At 67.5% G+C, this 21546-nt stretch carries 20 protein-coding genes; 13 read left to right on the plus strand and 7 right to left on the minus strand.

The genetic code is table 11. The features are described 5' to 3' along the window. Positions 1-65 precede the first annotated feature (65 nt). The 4 genes from CHB86_RS21325 to CHB86_RS21340 all read left to right on the plus strand — a co-directional run bounded on the left by CHB86_RS21325 (position 66) and on the right by CHB86_RS21340 (position 2769). Positions 66-359 carry a hypothetical protein gene (locus CHB86_RS21325; protein ID WP_089235145.1) on the plus strand — a complete coding sequence of 98 codons (294 nt, stop codon included), beginning with the start codon at positions 66-68 and terminating at the stop codon, positions 357-359. 36 nt (positions 360-395) lie between these two features. Continuing rightward, positions 396-1124 (plus strand): hypothetical protein, encoded by a 729-nt coding sequence (locus tag CHB86_RS21330; RefSeq protein ID WP_089235146.1) that lies wholly within the window; start codon positions 396-398, stop codon positions 1122-1124. Positions 1125-1211: 87 nt separating this feature from the next. Then, positions 1212-2258, plus strand: coding sequence for a calcium-binding protein (locus tag CHB86_RS21335; protein WP_089235147.1), 1047 nt, complete (start codon positions 1212-1214; stop codon positions 2256-2258). Further along, complete coding sequence (locus CHB86_RS21340; protein WP_089235148.1) at positions 2239-2769, plus strand: YdcF family protein; 531 nt, start codon at positions 2239-2241, stop codon at positions 2767-2769. Before CHB86_RS21335 ends, CHB86_RS21340 begins: the two co-directional genes overlap by 20 nt. Here the strand turns inward: CHB86_RS21340 and CHB86_RS21345 are convergent, their stop codons facing one another. The 5 genes from CHB86_RS21345 to CHB86_RS21365 form a co-directional block, all read right to left on the minus strand. After that, positions 2770-3177: a universal stress protein gene (locus CHB86_RS21345; protein WP_089235149.1), complete on the minus strand. Its 408-nt coding sequence runs from the start codon at positions 3175-3177 to the stop codon at positions 2770-2772. Between the two features lie 127 nt (positions 3178-3304). After that, positions 3305-4069, minus strand: a complete 765-nt coding sequence (locus CHB86_RS21350; protein ID WP_089235150.1) for an NAD(P)H-dependent oxidoreductase — start codon at positions 4067-4069, stop codon at positions 3305-3307. A gap of 10 nt (positions 4070-4079) precedes the next feature. Further along, entirely contained in the window at positions 4080-4400 is a 321-nt protein-coding gene (locus CHB86_RS21355) for an antibiotic biosynthesis monooxygenase family protein (protein ID WP_089235151.1), read from the minus strand. A 78-nt stretch (positions 4401-4478) separates the two neighbouring features. Further along, positions 4479-5324 (minus strand): DUF6206 family protein, encoded by an 846-nt coding sequence (locus tag CHB86_RS21360; protein ID WP_089235152.1) that lies wholly within the window; start codon positions 5322-5324, stop codon positions 4479-4481. A 63-nt stretch (positions 5325-5387) separates the two neighbouring features. After that, positions 5388-5795 carry a universal stress protein gene (locus CHB86_RS21365; RefSeq protein WP_089235153.1) on the minus strand — a complete coding sequence of 136 codons (408 nt, stop codon included), beginning with the start codon at positions 5793-5795 and terminating at the stop codon, positions 5388-5390. Positions 5796-6043: 248 nt separating this feature from the next. Between CHB86_RS21365 and CHB86_RS21370 the strand changes: the two genes are divergently transcribed. Then, on the plus strand, positions 6044-6538 hold the full coding sequence (locus CHB86_RS21370; protein ID WP_089235154.1) for a HugZ family pyridoxamine 5'-phosphate oxidase: 495 nt from the start codon (positions 6044-6046) through the stop codon (positions 6536-6538). 10 nt (positions 6539-6548) lie between these two features. Here CHB86_RS21370 and CHB86_RS21375 read toward each other — a convergent pair whose 3' ends face one another. Further along, the gene (locus tag CHB86_RS21375; RefSeq protein ID WP_089235155.1) at positions 6549-7112 is read right to left on the minus strand and encodes a hypothetical protein; all 564 of its coding nucleotides are present in this window, start codon (positions 7110-7112) and stop codon (positions 6549-6551) included. Positions 7113-7349: 237 nt separating this feature from the next. Here CHB86_RS21375 and CHB86_RS21380 point away from each other — a divergent pair, with 237 nt between their 5' ends. Next, positions 7350-8558, plus strand: coding sequence for a trans-sulfuration enzyme family protein (locus tag CHB86_RS21380; RefSeq protein ID WP_089235156.1), 1209 nt, complete (start codon positions 7350-7352; stop codon positions 8556-8558). Between the two features lie 73 nt (positions 8559-8631). Here CHB86_RS21380 and dnaE read toward each other — a convergent pair whose 3' ends face one another. Further along, entirely contained in the window at positions 8632-12090 is a 3459-nt protein-coding gene (gene dnaE, locus CHB86_RS21385) for a DNA polymerase III subunit alpha (RefSeq protein WP_089235157.1), read from the minus strand. A 131-nt stretch (positions 12091-12221) separates the two neighbouring features. Between dnaE and CHB86_RS21390 the strand changes: the two genes are divergently transcribed. The 7 genes from CHB86_RS21390 (at position 12222) to CHB86_RS21420 (ending at position 21536) form a co-directional block, all read left to right on the plus strand. Next, positions 12222-12989: a sulfite exporter TauE/SafE family protein gene (locus CHB86_RS21390; RefSeq protein WP_089235158.1), complete on the plus strand. Its 768-nt coding sequence runs from the start codon at positions 12222-12224 to the stop codon at positions 12987-12989. A 215-nt stretch (positions 12990-13204) separates the two neighbouring features. Then, a complete protein-coding gene (gene xdhA, locus CHB86_RS21395; RefSeq protein WP_089235159.1) occupies positions 13205-14650 on the plus strand; it encodes a xanthine dehydrogenase small subunit in 1446 nt (481 codons plus the stop codon). Further along, a complete protein-coding gene (gene xdhB, locus CHB86_RS21400; protein ID WP_089235160.1) occupies positions 14647-17016 on the plus strand; it encodes a xanthine dehydrogenase molybdopterin binding subunit in 2370 nt (789 codons plus the stop codon). The genes xdhA and xdhB overlap by 4 nt, the downstream gene beginning before the upstream one ends. Then, positions 17013-17969, plus strand: coding sequence for a xanthine dehydrogenase accessory protein XdhC (xdhC, locus tag CHB86_RS21405; protein WP_089235161.1), 957 nt, complete (start codon positions 17013-17015; stop codon positions 17967-17969). The genes xdhB and xdhC overlap by 4 nt, the downstream gene beginning before the upstream one ends. Next, positions 17966-19525 carry an ABC transporter ATP-binding protein gene (locus CHB86_RS21410; RefSeq protein ID WP_089235162.1) on the plus strand — a complete coding sequence of 520 codons (1560 nt, stop codon included), beginning with the start codon at positions 17966-17968 and terminating at the stop codon, positions 19523-19525. Before xdhC ends, CHB86_RS21410 begins: the two co-directional genes overlap by 4 nt. Then, positions 19522-20604, plus strand: coding sequence for an ABC transporter permease (locus tag CHB86_RS21415; RefSeq protein WP_089235163.1), 1083 nt, complete (start codon positions 19522-19524; stop codon positions 20602-20604). The genes CHB86_RS21410 and CHB86_RS21415 overlap by 4 nt, the downstream gene beginning before the upstream one ends. Continuing rightward, the gene (locus CHB86_RS21420; RefSeq protein ID WP_089235164.1) at positions 20604-21536 is read left to right on the plus strand and encodes an ABC transporter permease; all 933 of its coding nucleotides are present in this window, start codon (positions 20604-20606) and stop codon (positions 21534-21536) included. Before CHB86_RS21415 ends, CHB86_RS21420 begins: the two co-directional genes overlap by 1 nt. Positions 21537-21546 lie beyond the last annotated feature (10 nt).

Raw genomic sequence — 21546 nt, forward strand, 5'->3', positions numbered from 1 at the left:
ACAAGGATTTCCATGGAATGGTTGGAACAACGGGCCAGAATCGGTTCGTGCCTCGGAGACCTGGAATGATCATTGGCGTCACGCTGCTTTCAACAATTGCCGGATTGATTGCGGCTGTCGTCGTGGGATTTGGTGGCTCAGGCTGGATTGCCATCGTGATGAGCTATTTCATCACCGCTTGGATATGTGCAATCTCGCTTGTCGCGCTGGCCGTGGTCCGGGATCTGCTGTCCGGAAATGGTCCGACCTCGCCGGGCAGCGCTCGCTCCGAAGAAACGCCCTTTTGCCTCGAGCCCACGCTGCAGGAGATGGAGCGACACAACGCTTCCACTCAAAGCGCACGCGCTCTCCACGCCTAAAGCACTTATTAACCATCCTGGCGGAGGGTCGGGGGCATGCGCCCCGTGATGCATCTCCTGCTTTTCCTCCTCGCCATGATGACGGCGCTCCCTGCCGCTGCGGGCGGTGCCTGGCCACGGGGCAAGGGCAACGTCTTTGCTTCGATATCCTGGACAACGTTCGGCGACGTGGAAGGGTATCTCGCGCAGGTCTCGCATCCGATCGTGGAGGGACGCCGCGTCGAGCTGGAAAACGAGCTCGGCCTATACGCGGAGATCGGACTGAGCGAACGCCTCACTTTCGGCCTTGATCGGCACACTCGCCCCGAGAGCGACATAAATGCGGCGATCTGGTTTCTGCGCGGCAGCCTCGGCGATCTTTCCTGGCGCAATCGCTACGCCGTCGAGATCGGGCTTGGCCCCGTTCAGGACTGGCGCGGGCTCGAAGACACCATGATGCGCACCGGCTTTGCCTGGGGGCGGGGTTTCGAGACACGATGGGCAGACGGCTGGGTCGATGTGGACGCCAAGGCCGGCTGGCAGATGGAGGCCGAAGAGGGCCACTGGAAACTGGACACGACGGTCGGGTTCAAACCCGGCGAACGGAACCTCGTCTACCTGCAGATGCAATCCGGCGGGATCGAGAGCGCCCCCGCCTATCTCCGGGCCGTGCCGACCTATGTCCGCCGCCTCGGTCATGGCCTGAGCGTCGAATCCGCACTGCAACTCGGCCTCCACAACGACGACGCACAGGGCGTGAAGCTCGGCACCTGGTTCGAATTCTGAGCCGCGATAGTTGAAAAACTGCGGTCCCATTCCGGCACCTGGGCTGTTAGGGTCCACTTCGCAGAGCAGCGCGAAGAGGAAAAAAGCATGACAACCTACGCGATACAGGGCTTTCGTTACAACAACGACACCGGAAGCGTCGGCAAGGCCGAACTCGAGTTCGTTCTGCCGGACTACGCGAATTCGTTCCGCTATGAGCAGGACGGGTATTTCTTCATCTATGCGCTCGCGGATCTCGAATTCGGACCGCGCGCAAACCCACTGGACACGCCCTACCAGACCAACGTGGACGGGAGCGTCGAACTGGGAGCCGAGGGCACCCGCGAAGTCGTCTTCACCGTCGCCAAGGGCAAGCATGAAGGCAAGGTCTTCTACGGATATGTCGACAGCATCCTCAGGGAGTGGAGCCTTTTCCAGGTTTCGGGCAAGGCCGTTAAGCTGGACACCCGCGCGGATGCGCGGCAGCTCTATTCCGAGTTGGGGGCCGGCGATCCGAGCTATCTGGATTTCAGCAGCTATCCCAAGGCTTTCGCCCCTGGCAAGACCATCTCTCTGTCGTCCCTTCCCCTCGTCGACATCACTGAGGACGACGTTTTCAGAACCGATCAAAGTGGCATGACCGATCCGGAGATCTACGCCGGCAAGGGGCATGATCGGCTGATCGGAGCCAACCGGAGCGAGGACAGTTTCCATGGCGGCAATGGCCGGGACCTGCTGAACGGCGCTGGCGGCAAGGACATGCTGTGGGGCGGCGGCGCCAACGACACGCTCCGCGGAGGCGGTGGCGCCGACAAGCTGTTCGGCGGCGACGGCAAGGACACGCTGTCCGGCGGCACGGGAAACGACCGGATTGTGGGCGGGGCCGGCGACGACAGTCTCGGCGGCGGCAAGGGAACCGACCGCTTCGTCTTTCACAAGGGCGACGGCGACGACACGATCCGCGATTTCCGCGACGATGTGGATGTGCTCGTGCTGGAGAACCTCTGGAAGGACGACCTCACACGGGCGCAGGTCGTCAAGCGTTTCGGAGAAGAGCAGAATGGCGACGCTCTGTTCGTTTTCGGCGACAAGGGCTCGGTTCTGATCAAGGACATCTCTCTGGACGAGATCCAGAATGATCTGGCGATCGGCTGAGCCATCCTCATCGCCGCGCGCTACCGAAGCGCGCGTGGCGGCGCTGGTTCTGGGAGCGGCGGTCTGGCCAGGCGGACGTCCCTCTCCCACGCTCGACCGACGGGCGCGCAAGGGGGCCGAACTCTGGCGCGACGGGCATGTCCACGTCGTCATCGGCTGCGGCGGGGTTGGAGCTCTTCCGCCAAGCGAGGCCGAGGTGATCCGGCGCATCTGCGCGTCCGAGGGGGTGCCGGAGCCGGCCCTGCGGTGCGAGCCGGTCTCGACAAGCACCTACCAGAACATCGCCTTTGCATTGCCGCTCCTGCACGCGGAAGGGATCGCCCGCGTCGTGATTGTCACGGACGCCTACCACGCACCGCGCGCCGCGCTCGTGGCGCGACGGCTCGGGCTCGCATACACCACCGCAGCGCCCGCGCCCGAAGGCACGCCCGGTTGGAAGCGCCTTCGGTCGGCACTGAGGGAGGTGCCGGCCTTCCTCTACTACCTGATCAGGCCCGGCGGCCCCGGCTGATCAACGGACCACCATGACCGCGCAATGCGCATGCCGCACGACATGCGCCGCGGTGCTGCCGAGCACGTAATCCTGCAATCCGGGGCGATGGCTTTGGATCACGATGCAATCGGCCTTCATCCGGCTCGCCTGGTCCAGAATGCTGCGCCCCGCGTGCCCTTCCAGCAAAAGGGCATTGCCGTTGGGCAGGTCCTCTCCAAGCCGGCTCAGTTCGGCATGGAGGCCATCGCGCGTGGCGCGCATCAGGTCTTCCGGGATGTAGTGGATCGCATAGGCCGGCACGTGTTCGATCACGTGCAGGAGCGTCACAGTCGCATCCTTGGCGGCCAGCGTCTTTGCCACGCTCAGAGCAGCGTTCGGTTTGCTGTCGCCGTCGAACGCAATCGGCACGAGGATGTTGTGGTACATCATTCCCCTCCCGCAACTTGCTCGAGCCATCCTCCTGCGGACGGGGCAGCAGCGCATTGATCCAGGTCAGCCCGGGCCGGTTTTGGACAAAGAACGGATGAACGCCGCTGGAGACGCGGGGCGCCGCCTAGATATGCCGGATGAACGGCGAATGGGACGGTGCTTCGGGCAGAAGCCGCCCCTCGGAATCGAAATCGGCATCCCTGTTGAAGGGCCAGAGCGGGCGCGTCTCAAGGCCGGCGACAAGGCCCTCCTGTGCGGCGAGCGTCTCGGAAAGCCGCTGCTCCAGCGCCCGACGCTGCGGCGGTTCGTGGTAGCCGTGCACGGAGTGGACCGCGACCGGTTCGTAGACCTCAAAGCCGCAATACCGCAAAGTCTGCGCCAGCGGCCAGAGCAGAAGGCGCAGATCGCCCTCGCGCCCGTCGGGTCCGCATTCGGCGGCGCTGCACCCGGTCGAGACGCAGATCAACGCCCGCTTCCCGCGACAGACGCCGCGATCGAACCGCGCGTCCTCGGCATGCAGGGCCCCGTGCACCAACGCGCGATCCATCCAGCCCTTGAGGATGGCGGGAGGACTGAACCACCAGATCGGGAAATGCAGGATCAACAGGCCGGCCCGCCGGATTCGCGCCACCTGCTCGGCAAGATCGGCAGGCAGGGCGTCGCGGGCAACCGCACGCTGCTGAACCTTCAGCGGGTCGAAATGGCCTTCGGCGATGTCGGCATTGGCATAGAGCGCCGCGCGTTCCGCGGGATCGAACCCGAGCGCGTAGAGGTCGGAATGTTCGGCCACACCACCAAGCGCGCGCACCGCGGCGACAGAGGCGCGCGCCCAGGCCGCGGTGAAGGAATGCGGCTCCGGGTGGGCCGAGACAACATGAGCATCGGGCACGGCGCTGCGCTCAGCCGTAGCTCGCGACCACGTCGTACATCACGGGTTCGAAGCTGCGGCACAGCTCGTGCAACCGGCGGCTCCGGGCGCGCATCTCCTCGCTGCGCAGCATCGCCTGGAAATCCTCCCGCCGTTCCCATTGCGAGTAGTTGGCGATCCGGGTCTGGGCATCGTTCACATGCACGCCCGCGCCGATGAAGCCGGGCTGATGCGAGATGAAGTTTTCGTAGGCGTCCTCGAGTTCGTCGAGCAGGTCCTGGCAGGTGCCGGGCGTCATCTCGAAAGTGGTGATGACGGTCTGGCCCGTGTTGGCTTTGGAAATCGTGGGCATTTCACTCTCCTGACGGTATGGCGAGCCTACCACGCAATACCGCCCGAGACAGGAGAAACTGGCGGTCGCGCCCTCCGGTCAAAGGTTCGGCTCGCCTTTCAGGCCCAGAAGCTTGCGCGTCGCCGTCCAGTAGCCGGGAAGCCGCGGCGGCACGGCAAGATGTTCGCGGACCTCCTGCGCATGACGCGGCATGCGCCGCTCCGCGAAGTCGCATCCCCAGTCGAGGAAGTCCGGCGCCTCGACCGGCCGCAACCGGCAGGCGCTGCCGACCAGCCCGATCAGGGTGCCGGCGGGTGAATACCATTCGTCCTGGATCGCCGTGACACGCTTGCGCAAGAGCGGCCCGACGGCGCGCATCAGGGGCGAGCCGGAGAAGGTGATCAGCAGCTGCCCCATCTCGTCGCGGTCGTAGCCGATGAGCGGCGGGAAGGTGTCGAAGAAGATCGCCCGGCCATCGATCACCGCGAGATTGCGGATCGACGGGTGGAAGCCGATCCGCTCGGTCCGCCCCTCCACCGCCGCCCAGAAATCGGCGATCAGCTCACCGGCGGCCTGCATCAGTGCTAGCGCCTCCGCCGGGGTGCCGGAAATCATCTGGCGGCGCATCATGCTGGCGTCCGACAACCCCTCCTGAACGATCACCGGCACCCGGCGTCCACGCGTCTCGACCAGGTGGAATTCGGTCTGCGGAACAGCGACCCCGCATTTGAGCAAAAGGCAGAGGTAGGCGTCATGGGCGTCGGCCAGACGGTCGAGTTCGGCCGACGTCGCATGGGACGGGTAGCGCTTGATGACCTTGCCGGCGAATGGCCCACCTGACGGACGGAACGGCGCACAGAAGTAGCCAAGCCGGGAAATCGGCTCGCCCTGCTCCGTCCTTCCGGCTTCGAGCAGGTCACGGAGTTCGGTTTCAGTCTGCGCCATTCCTCTCCCGCGGTTCAGGCCACGCCCGGCATACCCCGCCCGGTGGAGCCGACATGTACCATGTCAGCGGACCACATGCACCGCACATTTGGCATGACGCACCACGCGGGCCGCGGTCGAACCGAGGAAGTAATCCTGCATCCCCGGCCGGTGGCTGGCAATGACGATGCAATCGGTGCCGGCTTCCTCGGCATAGTCGAGGATGGTGCGGGCCGAATGCCCCTCGACCACGACCACATCGGCGTTCTTCACCGATTCCGACAGCGCGGACAGGCCGCTCGTGATATCCGCACGCGCCTTTTCAAGGTGATCGGCCGGCAGGTATTCGGTCGCATATTGCGGCAGATGCTCCATCACGTGCAGCAGCGTGATCTTGCCGCCCTCGGCGCGGATGGCCTGGGCGATCTCCATCGCCGCGCGCGCGTTGCGGTCTGCTTCGAAGGAAACGGGGACAAGAACATTGTCATACATGGTGCTGTTTCTCCTTGGTGCCGGCAGGCTAGCCGAAGCGGTTTGGCGAGGCTTTGATTCAGGTCACGATCCGGGCCGGAAAAGAACGCGTCGCCATGGAGACGCCCTTCCGCCGACACTCGGGTTTCGGGCGCGTGCAAGCGCCGGGCATCGGTTCGCCTATCCGCTCTCCTCCTTGAATCCTCCCGAGCCGGCGTTACCCTGCGCTCGACGGCGCAAAGACGCAAGATACCATGATATCGAAAAAAATGATCGATCCGATCCGACCGACCGATGACGAAGCCCGCGCACTGGCCCGCGAACTGCTGACTGGCGCGCGTCACGCGGCGCTCGGCGTGCTGGAGCCGGGGACAGGCGCCCCGATGGTGACGCGGATCGCGATCGGCACGGATGCTTCCGGCCGGCCCGCCACGTTGATTTCGTCGCTGTCCCAGCATACCGCCGCGCTGCAGGCAAACCCCGACTGCTCTGTGCTGATAGGCGAGCCGGGCGACAAGGGCGATCCGCTCACCCATCCACGGCTCACCTTGCAATGCCGGGCCCGACTGGTCGCGCGAGGCGCCCCCGAACACGCCGAGTTGCGCGATCGCTGGCTGGAACAGCACCCGAAGGCGAAGCTCTACATCGACTTCGGCGATTTCGGTTTCGCGATACTGGAGGCCTCGCGAGGCTTCCTGAACGGCGGCTTTGGCAAGGCCTATCTCCTTGCGCCCCGAGACCTCGGGATGCCGGCAAAGGGGTGAGCGGCGCGGCCTATTTCTGCGCCACCGCCGCCAGCCGCCCCCGCGTCATCAGAAGCTCCAGCCGCGACGGGCTGCCCTTGGACGGATAGACGCTCAAAAACGCGGCACTCCGCTCCAGTCGGCGTATCTCCCGCTCGGAGCAGGCGGACTTCGATGAGCCGCAGGTGCGCGCCCGCAGCTGCGCATAAGCGGCATCGGTCGCATCGCCCTTCGGCTTCAATCCCACCGGGCCGTAATGCACCGCCTCATAGAGCGCGACCGACCCGAACATCGCAACCGCTGCCGTGATCCGCCGCGGGCATCCATCGCTGAACCCGGTAAGGTAGAAATCGCGCGGTGCCGTGCTGCCGGGCCGCGTGTCATAGAGCTTCCACTTGCCCGGACCCTTTTCGACCGGGCTGCCGAGCGCCTTGCCGCGTACGCCGCAGGCCTGCGCCAGCGGCCCCTGCTCGATGGTCGTCGGCGCCTTGGTCGAAGCGCGCGGTTGTCCTTGCTGCTCCGCCGAAGCGGAGAAGGCGGCCAGCGTCACACATAGCACGGCACAGACCCGCGCGGCGGCGTGGGAAATGGGCATCGTCAAACCTCGTGTGAAAAACGAGTCCGGGCTAGCCGAACCTTCCGCGTGGCGCAACCGCAACAGTCCCCGAGATGCCCGGACGGCACGAATCCGCCGAAAATTCATGCACCCGCGGAGGTTGACATCGCGGCGCGCCTGTCGCTGCATCGGGGCACCTGGGGCCATAAAGGCTGTTGCAACGCGAAACCGCGCTGAGGCCGCAGGAGACGTAACGCAATAGCCCGACAGGATACCATGACAGACCGAAAGAACTCCCGCGGACCGATGACCCTTGCCATCCACGCAGGCGAAGGGCCCGACCCGAGCACCGGTGCCTCCGCGCCGCCGCTGCACATGTCCTCTACCTTCGTGACCGACCAGGTCGCAGGCTTCTCCGCCCATGACCTCGAGGATGCCAGCGGCTACCTCTACACCCGCTGGGGCAACCCCACCGTCGACATGCTGGAACGCAAGATCGCCGCTCTGGAAGGCACCGACGCCTGCCTTTGCACCGCCTCCGGCATGGCCGCGGCCTCGGCGATCTTCCTCACCTTCCTCTCCTCCGGCGATCACGTGGTCGTCTCGGACGTCTCCTACGCCGGCGTTGCCGAGCTCGCCCGGGATACCCTGCCCCGGCTGGGCATCGAGGTAAGCCTCGTCGACATGTCCGACATCGAGGCCGTGGCCGCCGCGTTGCGCGACAACACCCGGCTGGTGCATTGCGAAACCCCGGTCAACCCGATCGGCCGGCTGACCGACCTCTCGGCGGTGACCAGGCTCGCCCATGACGCCGGCGCGCTGGTCTCCTGCGACGCCACCTTCGCCTCGCCGCTGGGCCAGGAGAGCGCCGGTCTCGGCGTCGACCTGGTGATGCACTCGATCACCAAGTACATCGGCGGGCACGGCGACGCGGTGGGCGGCGCCGTCGCGGGCTCTGCCGAGTTGATCGGCCGGATGCGGCTGGAGGCCAGCATCCACCACGGCGGCATCCTGTCGCCCTTCAACGCCTGGCTCATCGCCCGCGGCATGGCCACCCTGCCCCTGCGCATGAAGGCCCACGAGGCCGGCGCGCTCGAGCTGGCCAACTGGCTCGAAAGCCGCGACAGCGTCACCCGGGTCATCCATCCCGGCCTTGCCTCGCACCCGCAGCGCGCTTTGGCCGAACGGCAGATGACCAATACCGCCGGCATGATCTCCTTCCAGGTCGGTGACGCCGCCAAGGGCCAGGCGCTGGCACAGCAGATGATCGACCGGCTGGAGGTGATCCACTACGCCGTCTCGCTCGGACACCACCGCAGCCTGATCTTCTGGATGGAAACCGCCCCGCTGATGGAAACCTCGTTCCGCCTGCAGGGCCGCCAGCTCGAGAGCTACCGCGCCTTTGCCGGCGACGGGGTCTTCCGGCTCTCGGTCGGGCTCGAAGACCCGGCGGACCTGATCGCGGATCTCGCGCAGGTGCTTTGAGCGACGCGGGACCTCACGTTCTTCCTGGTCCCGATACCCTTGCAGAAGGCAGCGCCCATCGGGCGCTTCCTTCTCACCGCAGGTCGAGGTCCTCCACGTCCACCACGCCGCCCACCGCCTTGAGCGCCCCGCGCACCTGCGGGCTGACGGGGAGGTCGGTGCCGAGCTCCATGTCCACCTCTCCGGGCAGGCCGGGATCGATCAGGGTGACATGGATCGGGCCCTTCATGCGGACGGGCCCGGCCTCGGCGGTGCGGACGAGGATCGACTGCAGCACCGGCAGCGCGCTCCCGTCGTTCACGAACAGGCGGAAGCCGCCGCCCCCCGCGCGGGGGCCGCCCTCCTCATCCACCGGTCGCGCGCCCTTGCAGAGCAGCTTGAGCTGCTCGCTCTCGAAGGTCGCCTCCGCCGTCACCACGACGTTGCGCCCCGGTTCGAGGTGGTCGCGGGCCTTCTCCAGCGTGTCGGAGAAGACCGTCATCTCGAACAGCCCCGTGGGGTCCGACATCTGGACAAAGGCGAAGCGGTTGCCCCGCGCCGACTTGCGCTCCTGCTTGCCGGAGACGGAGCCGGCCATCTTGACCACCGCCGGCCCGTGTTTCACCAGCTCCTGGACCTCGGCGAAGGTCTTCACGTCCCGGCGCTTCAGCATGCTCATGTAATCGTCGAGCGGATGGCCCGAGAGGTAGAAGCCGATCGCCGCGTGCTCCTCGGCCAGCCGCTCGTTGGGCAGCCAATCGTCGAGGTTCGCGAGCCGCGGCTCCGGCAGGTCTTCGCCCGCCTCCCCGAACAGCGACACCTGGTTGGAGTTCCGCTGCTCGTGGATCGCCGCCGAATAGGCGACCAGCGCATCGAGCGAGTTCAGCACACGCCGCCGGTTGCGATCCAGCACGTCGAAGGCGCCCGCCCGCGCCAGCATCTCCAGCGCCCGCTTGCCCACGTGCTTCAGATCCACCCGGCGCGCGAAATCGAAAAGGGTGACGAAGGGCGTCTCTCCGCGCCCTTCCACGATCAGGTGCATCGCGTCGGCGCCCACGTTCTTGAGCGCGGCCAGCGCATAGATGATCTTCCCGTCCTCAACCGAGAAGGTCTCGATGGAGCGGTTGATGCAGGGCGGCACGATCTCGATATCGAGCCCCCGCCGGACCTCCTCGGCGTAAACCGAGAGCTTTTCCGTCAGGTGGATATCGCAGTTCATGATCCCGGCCATGAACTCGACCGGGTAGTTCGCCTTGAGATAGGCCGTCTGGTAGCTCACCACCGCATAGGCCGCGGCGTGGGACTTGTTGAAGCCGTAGTTGGCGAACTTCTCCAGAAGGTCGAAGACTTCGCTGGCCTTCTTCTTGTCGACCCCGTTCTCGCCCGCGCCCTTCTCGAACTTGGGCCGTTCGGCGTCCATCGCCTCCTTGATCTTCTTGCCCATGGCGCGGCGCAGCAGGTCGGCGCCGCCGAGGCTGTAGCCGGCCATCACCTGGGCGATCTGCATCACCTGCTCCTGGTAGACGATGATGCCCTGCGTCTCTTCGAGAATGTGGTCGATCAGCGGATGGACCGATTCCGCTTCTCGCAGCCCGTTCTTCACCTCGCAATAGGTCGGGATGTTCTCCATCGGGCCGGGGCGATAGAGCGCCACCAGCGCCACGATATCCTCGATGCAGGTGGGCTTCATGCGCCGCAGCGCGTCCATCATGCCCGAGCTTTCCACCTGGAACACGGCGACCGTCTTGGCGGCGGCGTAGAGCTCGTAGGTCTTCTTGTCGTCGAGTGGGATGTGGTCGATGTCGATCTCCACCCCGCGCAGCTTGAGCAGGTCCAGCGCGTTCTGGATCACCGTCAGCGTCTTGAGGCCGAGGAAGTCGAACTTCACCAGCCCCGCCTGCTCGACCCATTTCATGTTGAACTGGGTCGCCGGCATGTCGGACCGCGGATCCTGGTAGAGCGGCACAAGCTCGTCGAGCGGCCGGTCGCCGATCACCACCCCCGCGGCGTGGGTCGAGGCGTTGCGCAAGAGCCCCTCGACCTGCTGGCCGTAGGTCATCAGCCGGTCGACCTGTTCGTCGTTCCGCGCCTCCTCTCGCAGCCGCTCCTCGGTCGCCAGCGCCTTCTCGATGGAGACGGGCTTCACCCCCTCCACCGGGATCATCTTCGACAGCCGGTCCACCTGGCCGAACGGCATCTGCAGCACCCGGCCGATGTCCCGCACCGCCGCCTTCGACAGAAGCGCACCAAAGGTGATGATCTGCCCCACCTTGTCGTGGCCGTACTTGTCCTGCACGTAGCGGATAACCTCCTCGCGGCGGTCCATGCAGAAGTCGATGTCGAAGTCGGGCATCGAGACCCGCTCCGGGTTCAGAAAGCGTTCGAACAGCAGGCTGTAACGGAGCGGGTCGAGGTTGGTGATGGTCAGCGCATAGGCGACCAGCGAGCCCGCCCCCGAGCCCCGGCCCGGCCCCACCGGAATGTCATGCGCCTTGGCCCACTTGATGAAGTCGGCAACAATCAGGAAGTAGCCCGGGAAGCCCATCGACTCGATGATGCCCAGCTCGAATTCCAGCCGCTTGTCGTATTCCTCGACCGGCGCCGCATGGGGGATCACCGCCAGCCGGTCGGCCAGCCCCTCCTTGGCCTGGCGGCGCAACTCCTCCACCTCGTTCTCGGCGAATGTCGGCAGGATCGGGTTGCGCCGTTCGGACACCACGTGACAGCGCTTCGCGATCTCCACCGTGTTCTGGATCGCCTCCGGCAGATCGGCGAAGAGCGTGATCATCTCCTCCGGCGTCTTCAGGTAATGCTGCGTCGTCAGCCTGCGGCGCGGCTCCTGCTGGTCCACATAGGCGCCATCGGCGACGCAGAGCAGCGCGTCGTGCGCCTCGTAGAACTCGGACTTGGGAAAGTAGACGTCGTTGGTCGCCACCAGCGGCAGGCCAAGCTCGTAGGCCGATTCCACGAAGAACCGCTCCGTCGCCCGCTCCGCCTCCGGCTGCCCGTCCTCGCCCGGGTGGCGCTGCAACTCCACGTAGAGCCGGTCCGGAAATGCCTGCGCCATCCGCTCCAGCAGCGCCCGCGCCTTCGGCTCCTGGCCACCGCGCACCAGCCGCCCCAGCGCGCCGTTCGGCCCGCCGGTCAGGCAGATCACCCCCGCCGAATGGGCGGCAAGCTCCTCCTCCGTCACATGCGGCTGCGAATGATCGCCCCGCAGATAGAGACAGGAGTTGAGCTTCATCAGGTTGCCATAGCCCTGCTCGTCCTGCGCCAGCAGCACCACCGGCGCCGGCGGCACCGGCTTCGCGCCCGGCGCCACGGGCTCGTACTCCAGGTCCACCTGGCATCCCATGATCGGCTGGATGCCGGCGCCGCTCGCGGTGACGGAAAACTCCAGCGCCGCGAACATGTTGTTGGTGTCGGTCACGGCGACCGCCGGCATGCCCATGTCACGGCACAGGCCGGGGAGTTTCTTGGTCCGGATCGCGCCCTCGAGGAGCGAGTATTCGGTGTGAAGACGGAGGTGGATGAATCGGGGGGAGCTGCTCATGCCGGAGACCCTAGGCGAGCGCCGCGGACAATGAAACGGGTTGATTGCGGGGCCGCGATTTGCCATTGCGAATCGCCGCGCAAATCGGACATTGGCGCGTCGCATTTCATCGTCCGCGAAAGGGTTGGCCGGTGTCTGATTTTCTCTTCTTCGCAGTGGTCGGCTTCCTCGCGCAGCTCGTCGACGGTGCGCTCGGCATGGGCTTCGGCGTGATCAGTTCCGCCATCCTCTTCGGCAGCGGCGTCGCCCCGCCGCTGGTCTCCGCAACGGTCAACGCCGCCAAGATCCCGACCGGCTTCGTCGCCGGCCTGTCGCACTGGCGCTTCCGCAACATCGACCCGGCGCTGCTGCGCACGCTCGCCATCGGCGGCATCCTCGGAGGGGTCGCCGGCGGCCTGACCCTGACGCATCTCAAGGGCGGCGTGCTGACCCTTCTGATTTCCGCCTACCTTATCTTCATGGGCACGACCGTCATCCTGCGCGGGATCCGCGGACGCGCGCCGCGGACCCTTCGCAGCCGCAACACAGCCGTCATCGGCGCGGCCGGCGGCCTGATCGAGGGAATCGGCGGCAGCTGGGGCCCCGTGGTCACCCCTGCGCTGACCGCGTCGGGCGTGCCGCCAAACCGCGCGATCGGCAGCGGCGCGGTGGCTGAACTCTTCGTCTCGATCGCGGTCTTCGCGACCCTCGCGGTGGGGTACTTCGCCGGAAGCTGGGCGCCGCAGCCCGGGCGGGGCCTGTTGATCCCGGTCCTCGGCCTGCTCGCTGGCGGCGTGCCCGCGGCGGTGTTCGGCGGCTGGCTCGCCTCCAGAGCGCCGCGCCGTCCGCTCACCATCGGCGTCGGCCTGCTGGCGCTCAGCATCGGCATCTACCGGCTGATCGACACGCTCTGGGCCTGAGACAGGGGCCCAGGCGCCGCATCCCGCCCTCCCCGATTCTCTCGCCGCCCAGAAATCGGGCAGATGCGGCGCGTTAAGGCATTTCCACCGCCCACGCGCTTGCAATGCCCGCCGGTTTTGGCTTTGCTGCCCTGTGCAACAGGGCCGCGCGTCTTCTACGCCGCATCGAGGACGCGCCCGGGGTCAGGGCAAATGGTACCGCGGCGGACGACCGGATGCAGACCACCTTTCGCCTGAACGGAAAGACCGTGCATGTCACGGCAGAACCGACGCGAACCCTGCTCGACTGGCTGCGCGAGGATCGCGGCCTGACCGGCACCAAGGAGGGCTGCAACGAGGGCGATTGCGGCGCCTGCACCGTGATGGTGACCGATCCCGCAGGCCAGGCGCGGGCGCTCAATGCCTGCATCCTTTTCCTGCCCCAGCTCGAAGGGAAATCCGTGCGCACCGTCGAAGGCTTGGCCGGGCCGGACGGCACGCTGCACCCGGTCCAGCAGGCGATGATCGACCACCACGGCAGCCAGTGCGGATTCTGCACCCCCGGCTTCGTCATGTCGATGGCCGTGGCCCATCTCGACGGCAAGACGGATCACGACGACCAGTTGGCCGGCAATCTCTGCCGCTGCACCGGCTACGCCCCGATCGTCCGCGCCGCCGAGGCCGCCGCCTCCGAACCGGTGCCGGATTGGCTCGCGCAGGCCCCCGATTTCACCTGTCCCGAAATATCCTCGGGCGGGCGCGCCGACGGCGCGCGGGGGGCAGACAGCACCCCGGAGGGGCAACGCCCCGACGCGAGCAAGGAGGCGGAGGTGGCCCGGCCCACCTCCTCCGACGCGCTCGCCACCTGGTACGCGGCCCATCCCGACGCCACCCTCGTGGCCGGAGCCACCGATGTCGGTCTCTGGGTCACCAAGGGGCTGCGCGACCTGCGCCCCCTCGCATTCCTCGGCCATTGCAACGACCTCCGGGCCATTTCCGTGGGCGAGGACGAGATCCGCATCGGCGCCATGGCCACGATGGAAGAGCTTCGCAACGCCGTGGCACCCCTCCACCCGAGCCTCGGTGAACTGCTCCGCCGCTTCGCCTCCCGGCAGGTCCGCAATGCAGCAACGCTGGGCGGCAACATCGCCAATGGCTCGCCAATCGGCGACGCGCCCCCCGCGCTGATCGCCCTCGGCGCCAGTCTCCACCTGCGAATGGGGGACGCCCGCCGAAGCCTCCCGCTCGAGGCGTTCTTCCTGGACTACGGCAAGCAGGACAGGGCCCCGGGCGAGTTCGTCGAGGCCATCAGCATCCCGCGCCAGCCGGATACCCTTCGCTGCTACAAGCTCTCCAAGCGTTTCGACCAGGACATCTCCGCGGTCTGCGGCTGCTTCAACCTGCCGATCGAGAACGGGGTGATCGCCGGCCCGCGCGTCGCCTTCGGCGGCATGGCCGCCACCCCGAAGCGCGCCGCCCATGTCGAGGCGGCGCTGTACGGCAAACCCCTCTCCGAAGCCACGGTCGAGGCCGCCTTGCCCGCCTTTGCCGAAGATTTCACGCCGATCTCCGACATGCGCGCCTCCGCAGAATACCGGCTGACGGTGGCGCAGAACATGCTCCGCCGCTGCCTCGCCGAAACATCGGGCCATGCCACCAGCGTTCTGGAGCTGCGTCCATGAGCGTCGCGAAGCCCCTGCCCCACGACGCCGCGCGGCTGCATGTCACCGGCCAGGCCCGCTACGTGGACGACATCCCGACCCCGCGCGACAGCCTGCACCTCGCCTTCGGCCTCTCGTCCATCGCCGCCGGGCAGATCACGTCTATGGAGCTCGACGCGGTGCGCAACGCACCAGGGGTCGTCGCTGTCCTGACGGCCAAGGACCTGCCGGCGGAGAACGACGTCTCGCCCGCGCCGACCTTTCACGAAGAACTGCTGTCGAGCGGCGAGGTCTTCTACCTTGGCCAGCCGATCTTTCTCGTGGTGGCCACCAGCCACCTCGCCGCCCGCCGTGCGGCGCGCCTCGGCGAGGTGCGCTATTCGGAGACCAGGCCGATCCTGACCATCGACGAGGCGCTGGCCGCCGACTGGCGGTTCGAGGAAGGCCCCCGGATCTATGCGAAGGGCGATCCCGACGCCGCCATCGCCGGCGCGGCGCATGTCGTCGAAGGCTCGATGGAGATTGGCGGGCAAGAGCATTTCTATCTCGAAGGCCAGGCCGCGCTGGCCCTGCCGCAAGAAGGCGGGGACATGGTGATCCATGCCTCCTCGCAGCACCCGACCGAGATCCAGCACAAGGTGGCGGAGGCCCTCGGGATCCCGATGCATGGCGTGCGCGTCGAGGTGCGGCGGATGGGCGGAGGCTTCGGCGGCAAGGAAAGCCAGGGCAACCACCTCGCGGTGGCCTGCGCGGTGGCGGCGCGGGCGACCGGCCGGCCCTGCAAGATGCGCTACGACCGCGACGACGACATGGTGATCACCGGCAAGCGCCACGACTTCCGGATCAGCTATCGCGCCGGGGTCGATGCGGAGGGCCGGATCGCCGGCATCGCCTTCGAGCATTTCTGCCGCTGCGGCTGGTCGCTCGACCTCTCGCTGCCGGTGGCCGACCGGGCGATGCTGCATGCCGACAACGCCTACCTTCTCGAGAACGTGCGGATCACCTCGCACAGGCTGCGGACCAACACGCAATCGGCCACCGCCTATCGCGGTTTCGGCGGGCCGCAGGGGATGCTCGGCATCGAGCGGGTGATGGACCATGTGGCCCATGTGGTCGGGCGCGATCCGCTGGAGGTGCGGCGGGCGAATTTCTATGCCGAGGCGCCGTCGAGCGAGGCCGGAGCGGGGCCGTCTGCCCCCCGCTCGCCGCAGGCGAGCCCCCCCGAGGATATTTCCGGACAGGCGAAGGCAGGCGTTCCGCAAACGACCCCCTACCACATGGAGGTCACCGATTTCATCCTGGGCGGGATGGTCGAGCGGCTCGCGGCAGACGGGAGGTATGCGGCGCGCCGGCAGGCCGTGGCGGCCTGGAACGCGGAGAACCCCGTGGTGAAAAAGGGGATCGGCTTCAACCCGGTGAAGTTCGGCATCTCCTTCACGCTGACGCATCTGAACCAGGCCGGCGCGCTGGTGCATGTCTATACCGACGGCTCGATCCACCTGAACCACGGCGGCACCGAGATGGGCCAGGGGCTGTTCCAGAAGGTCGCGCAGGTCGCCGCATCCCGGTTCGGCGTGGGCCTCGACCATGTGAAGATCACCGCGACCGATACCGGCAAGGTGCCCAACACATCGGCGACGGCGGCCTCCTCCGGCTCCGACCTCAACGGCATGGCCGTCCAGGCGGCCTGCGACACGATCCGCGACAGGTTGGCGGGTTTCGTGGCCGAACGGTTCCAGGCGGACCCGGCCACCGTTCGGTTCGAGGGGCGCGCGGTCCATGTCGGGACGGAAGCGATCCCGTTCGAGACCGTGGTACTCGAGGCCTACCAGGCACGGATCAGCCTCAGCGCGACCGGCTTCTACAAGACGCCGGATATCTCCTGGGACCGCATCCGCGGCACAGGGCGGCCGTTCTTCTACTTCGCCTATGGCGCGGCGATCACCGAGGTCGCCGTCGATACGCTGACCGGCGAATACCGCATCCTGCGCACCGACATCCTGCACGATGCCGGTGCCTCGCTAAACCCGGCGCTCGACATCGGGCAGATCGAGGGCGGCTACGTCCAGGGGGCAGGCTGGCTGACCACCGAGGAACTGGTCTGGAACGACAAGGGCCGGCTGATGACCCACGCGCCCTCGACCTACAAGATCCCCGCCTGCTCCGACCGGCCCGCGGTCTTCAACGTGGCGCTCTGGGACGCCCCGAACCGGGCCGACACGATCTACCGCTCCAAGGCGGTGGGCGAGCCGCCCTTCATGCTCGGGATCTCGGCCTTCCTCGCGCTGTCGGATGCGGTGGCCGCCTGCGGCCCCGGCTATCCCGCGCTCGACGCGCCGGCGACGCCGGAGCGGGTGCTCGCGGCCATCGAGAGGGTGCGCGCGTGAGTTTTGCTCCCGACCCGCTGAAACAGGCCGTGGCAAGTCATGGCCGCGTCGCCCGCGTCGTGGTGGCCGAGGTGCGCGGCTCCGCCCCGCGCGAGGCCGGAGCGGCGATGCTGGTCTGGCATAGCGGACAGAAGGGCACGATCGGCGGCGGGGCGCTGGAACTCGAGGCGACGCAAGCGGCCCGTGTTGCGCTGGAGACAGGCTCCGGCGCGGTCAGCCGGCATCCGCTGGGGCCGTCGCTCGGCCAGTGCTGCGGTGGCGTCGTGACGCTGGTGACGGAGGTGTTCGACGCGGTGGCGCTGGACGCGCTGCTGCGGCAGGCACGGGACGGGTGGATCGCGCGTGCCGTCGAGGCGGCAGCCGAGCCCTCGCTCGGCCTGCGCCAGATCCTGCGCGACATTCGCAACGGATCGGCCGCGCCCGGCGCCGTCATGCGCGGCGGATGGCTGCTGGAGCCGCTCGCGGCGCCGCGGCACGAGCTCTGGCTGCACGGGGCGGGCCATGTGGGCCGCGCCATCGCCGGGGCCGTCGCGCCGCTTCCCGACTGGCACGTGACCTGGGTCGACACCCATGCCGACCGGTTTCCCGCGACCCTGCCCTACGGCGTGGCACCGCTGGTGGCCGCCGAGCCCGCGCGGGCGGTGGCCCATGCGCCGCGCGACGTGCATCACCTGATCCTGACCTATTCCCACGCACTCGACCTGGCGCTCTGCCACGCCGTGCTGGAACGCGGTTTCGCCTCTGCGGGGCTGATCGGTTCGGCAACCAAGTGGCGCCGCTTCCGCAGCCGGCTTCGCGACCTTGGCCATGGCGAGGCCGAGATAGCCCGCATCACCTGCCCGATCGGCGACCCGTCCTTCGGCAAGCACCCCCAGGCCATCGCCGTTGGAGTGACCGCCATGCTACTGAAAACCGCCGCCGCCGCGGCCCCGGCCATGGACCGCCCCGCGTGACCGACCTGCTTTCCATCCAGAGGCTCACCAAGGCCTATCCCGGCGTCGTCGCCAATGACGACGTGTCCTTCGACATCGCGCCGGGAGAGATCCACGCGCTGCTGGGCGAGAACGGCGCCGGCAAGTCGACGCTGGTGAAGATGATCTATGGGCTGGTAAAGCCCGACAGCGGCAAGATGGAGCTGTTCGGCAAGCCCTATGCCCCCGCCCGGCCCAGCGCGGCGCGCACCGCCGGGGTGGCGATGGTGTTCCAGCACTTCTCGCTGTTCGAGGCGCTGAACGTGGCCGAGAACGTCGGCCTCGGCATGGAGACCCCGCCGCCGATGCGGGAACTGGCGCGCGAGATCCGCGAGGTCAGCCACGCCTACGGCCTGCCTCTCGACCCGCGCCGCCTGGTGGGCGACCTCTCGGCCGGCGAACGCCAGCGGGTGGAGATTATCCGCTGCCTGCTTCAGGACCCGAAGCTCCTGATCATGGACGAGCCGACCAGCGTGCTGACGCCGCAGGAGGTGGAGATCCTCTTCGCAACGCTGAACAAGCTGAAGGCCGAGGGCACTTCGATCCTCTACATCTCGCACAAGCTGGAAGAGATCCGCGCCCTCTGCGACCGCGCGACGATCCTGCGACGCGGCAAGGTCGTGGGTGCCTGCAACCCCCGCGAAAGCTCGGCGGCGGAGCTGGCCGAGATGATGGTTGGCGAGGCGCTGCACACCCCCGACCGGGCACCGGGCGAGCGGGGCGAGGTGGTGCTGCAGGTGGCGGGCCTGACCAGCCAGCACGTCGAAGCCTTCGGCACGCGGCTGCAGAACATCGGCTTCGAGGTGCACGCGGGCGAGGTTCTGGGCATCGGCGGGGTGGCGGGCAACGGCCAGGACGAGCTTCTGAGCGCGCTCTCGGGCGAGACCCTCGGCCCCAGGGAGACGGTGCGCCTGCGTGGCAAGCCGGTGGGCAATCTCGGGCCCAACGCACGGCGCGCACTCGGAATGCTGGCGGCGCCGGAAGAACGGCTCGGCCATGCCGCCGCCCCTGACATGAGCCTGACCGAGAACGCGGTGCTCTCGGGCTGGCAGCGCGAGGACCTGACCCGGAACGGCTTCGTGCTCTGGGGCAAGTCGCGCGGTTTTGCCGAGACGATCATCCAGAGTTTCGACGTCCGCACGCCCGGCCCCGGGGTCGCGGCGCGGGCGCTCTCGGGCGGCAACTTGCAGAAATTCGTGATCGGGCGGGAGATCCTCCAGCGCCCGGACGTGCTGGTCGTCAACCAGCCCACCTGGGGCGTCGACGCGGCGGCGGCGGCGGCGATCCGGCAGGCGCTGCTGGACCTCGCGGCCGGCGGCGCGGCGGTGATCGTGATCAGCCAGGACCTCGAGGAACTGATGAAGGTGGCCGACCGCTTCGCGGCCCTCAACGCCGGCCATCTCTCGGCGCCACGGCCCACCCAGGGGCTGACGATGGAGCAGATCGGGCTGATGCTCGGCGGCGCACATGACATGGACGTGGCGCATACCGACGAGGCCCATCACATCAAGGAAAGCTACGAGGAGGGCCGCCAGTGATCCGGCTGGAGAAACGCCCCACGCCGTCCCGCTTCTGGACGTGGTCCACCCCCGTTCTTGCCGTGCTGCTCACGATGATCGCGGGCGGGCTGATGTTCGCGGCACTCGGCAAGAACCCCTTCATCGCGATCAAGACGATCTTCTACGATCCGATCCTCGGCGAATTCGCCTTCTACTACCGCGGGCAACTGCTGGTGAAGGCGGGGCCGCTGATCCTCATCGCCGTCGGCCTCGCCATGGGCTTCAGGGCCGGCATCTGGAACATCGGGGCCGAGGGGCAATACATCATCGGCGCGATCTGCGGCGCCGCGGTGGGGCTCGCCTTCTACCCGGCGGAAAGCTGGATCATCTTTCCGCTGATGATCGTCGCGGGCGCGCTCGGCGGCCTGCTCTGGGCGATGATCCCGGCGATTCTGAAGGTCCGCTTCAAGACCAACGAGATCCTTGTTTCGCTGCTGCTGGTCTACGTCGCCGAGCAGTTGCTGGCGGCGATGGCGCTCGGGCCGCTGCGCAATCCGGAGGCCTCGGGCTTCCCCGGCTCCCGCAACCTCCAGCAATACCCCTCCGCCGCCAACACCGAGATCATTCCGGGCACCGGCATGCACTGGGGCGTCGCCGCGGCGCTGATCGCTGTGGTCTTCGCCTATGTCCTGCTGTCGCGGCACCTGACCGGGTTTCACATCCGGCTCGCCGGACAGAGCCCGCGCGCGGCCCGTTTCGGCGGCGTCAATCCGACCGCGCTGGTGGTGTTCTGCATGGGCGTGTCGGGCGCGCTGGCCGGCATGGCCGGCATGTTCGAGGTCTCCGGTCCGGCCGGCCAGATCTCGATCGACTTCAACTCCGGCTACGGCTTCACGGCGATCATCGTGGCGTTCCTCGGCCGCCTGCACCCGATCGGCATCCTGATGGCCGGCCTGCTGATGGCGCTGACCTATATCGGCGGCGAGGCCGCACAGGCGACGATGCAGATCCCGGCCGCCGCGATCCAGGCCTTCCAGGGAATGCTGCTGTTCTTTCTTCTGGGGCTCGACGTGCTCTCCAACTATCGTTTCCGACTGCCCCGGGAGGGCGTGGCCTGATGGACCTGTCTTCGATCAACTGGGTGCTGCTGCTGGCCTCGCTCATGGTGGCGGCGACGCCGATCCTGCTGGCGGGCATCGGCGAGCTGGTGGTGGAGCGCGCGGGCGTGCTGAACCTCGGCGTCGAGGGGATGATGATCACCGGCGCAATCAGCGGTTTCGCCATCGCGATCAACACCGGCAGCGTGACGCTGGGTTTCATCGCCGCCGCCGCGGCCGGCGCCCTGCTGTCCCTGCTCTTCGGCTTCCTGACCCAGTACCTGCTGTCGAACCAGGTCGCCACGGGCCTCGCGCTGACGCTCTTCGGGCTGGGGCTGTCGTCGCTGATGGGCCAGGGCTATGTCGGCATCAAGGGGCTGAGCGTGCCCGACATCCACCTGCCGATCCTCTCCGATATCCCGGTGCTGGGCCCGATCCTGTTCCGCCACGACGCCATGGTCTATGTCTCGATCCTGATCGTGGCAGGTGTCTGGGCCTTCCTGAAATTCACCCGCGGCGGGCTGATCCTGCGCGCGGTGGGCGAAAGCCACGACGCCGCCCATGCGCTCGGCTACAAGGTCGTGCGGATCCGGCTCATGGCCATCGCCTTCGGCGGCGCCTGCGCCGGTCTCGGCGGCGCCTACCTGAGCCTCGTGCGCGTCCCGCAGTGGACCGAGGGCATGACCGCCGGTGCCGGCTGGATCGCCCTCGCGCTGGTCGTCTTCGCCTCGTGGAAGCCCTGGCGCGTGCTGATCGGCGCCTACCTCTTCGGCGGGCTGACGGTGCTGCAGCTCAACCTGCAGGCCGCGGGCATGAAGATCCCGGTCGAGTACCTCGCCATGTCGCCCTACATTATCACCATCCTCGTTCTGGTCGTCATGTCCTCCCGTGGCGGGCGCGCCGCGCTCAACGCCCCGGCGGAGCTCGGCCGGTCCTTCCACGCCTCGTCGTGACCCTGCCGAT

Source organism: Tropicimonas sediminicola, from assembly GCF_900188335.1.
In the GTDB taxonomy this organism is placed as follows: domain Bacteria; phylum Pseudomonadota; class Alphaproteobacteria; order Rhodobacterales; family Rhodobacteraceae; genus Tropicimonas; species Tropicimonas sediminicola.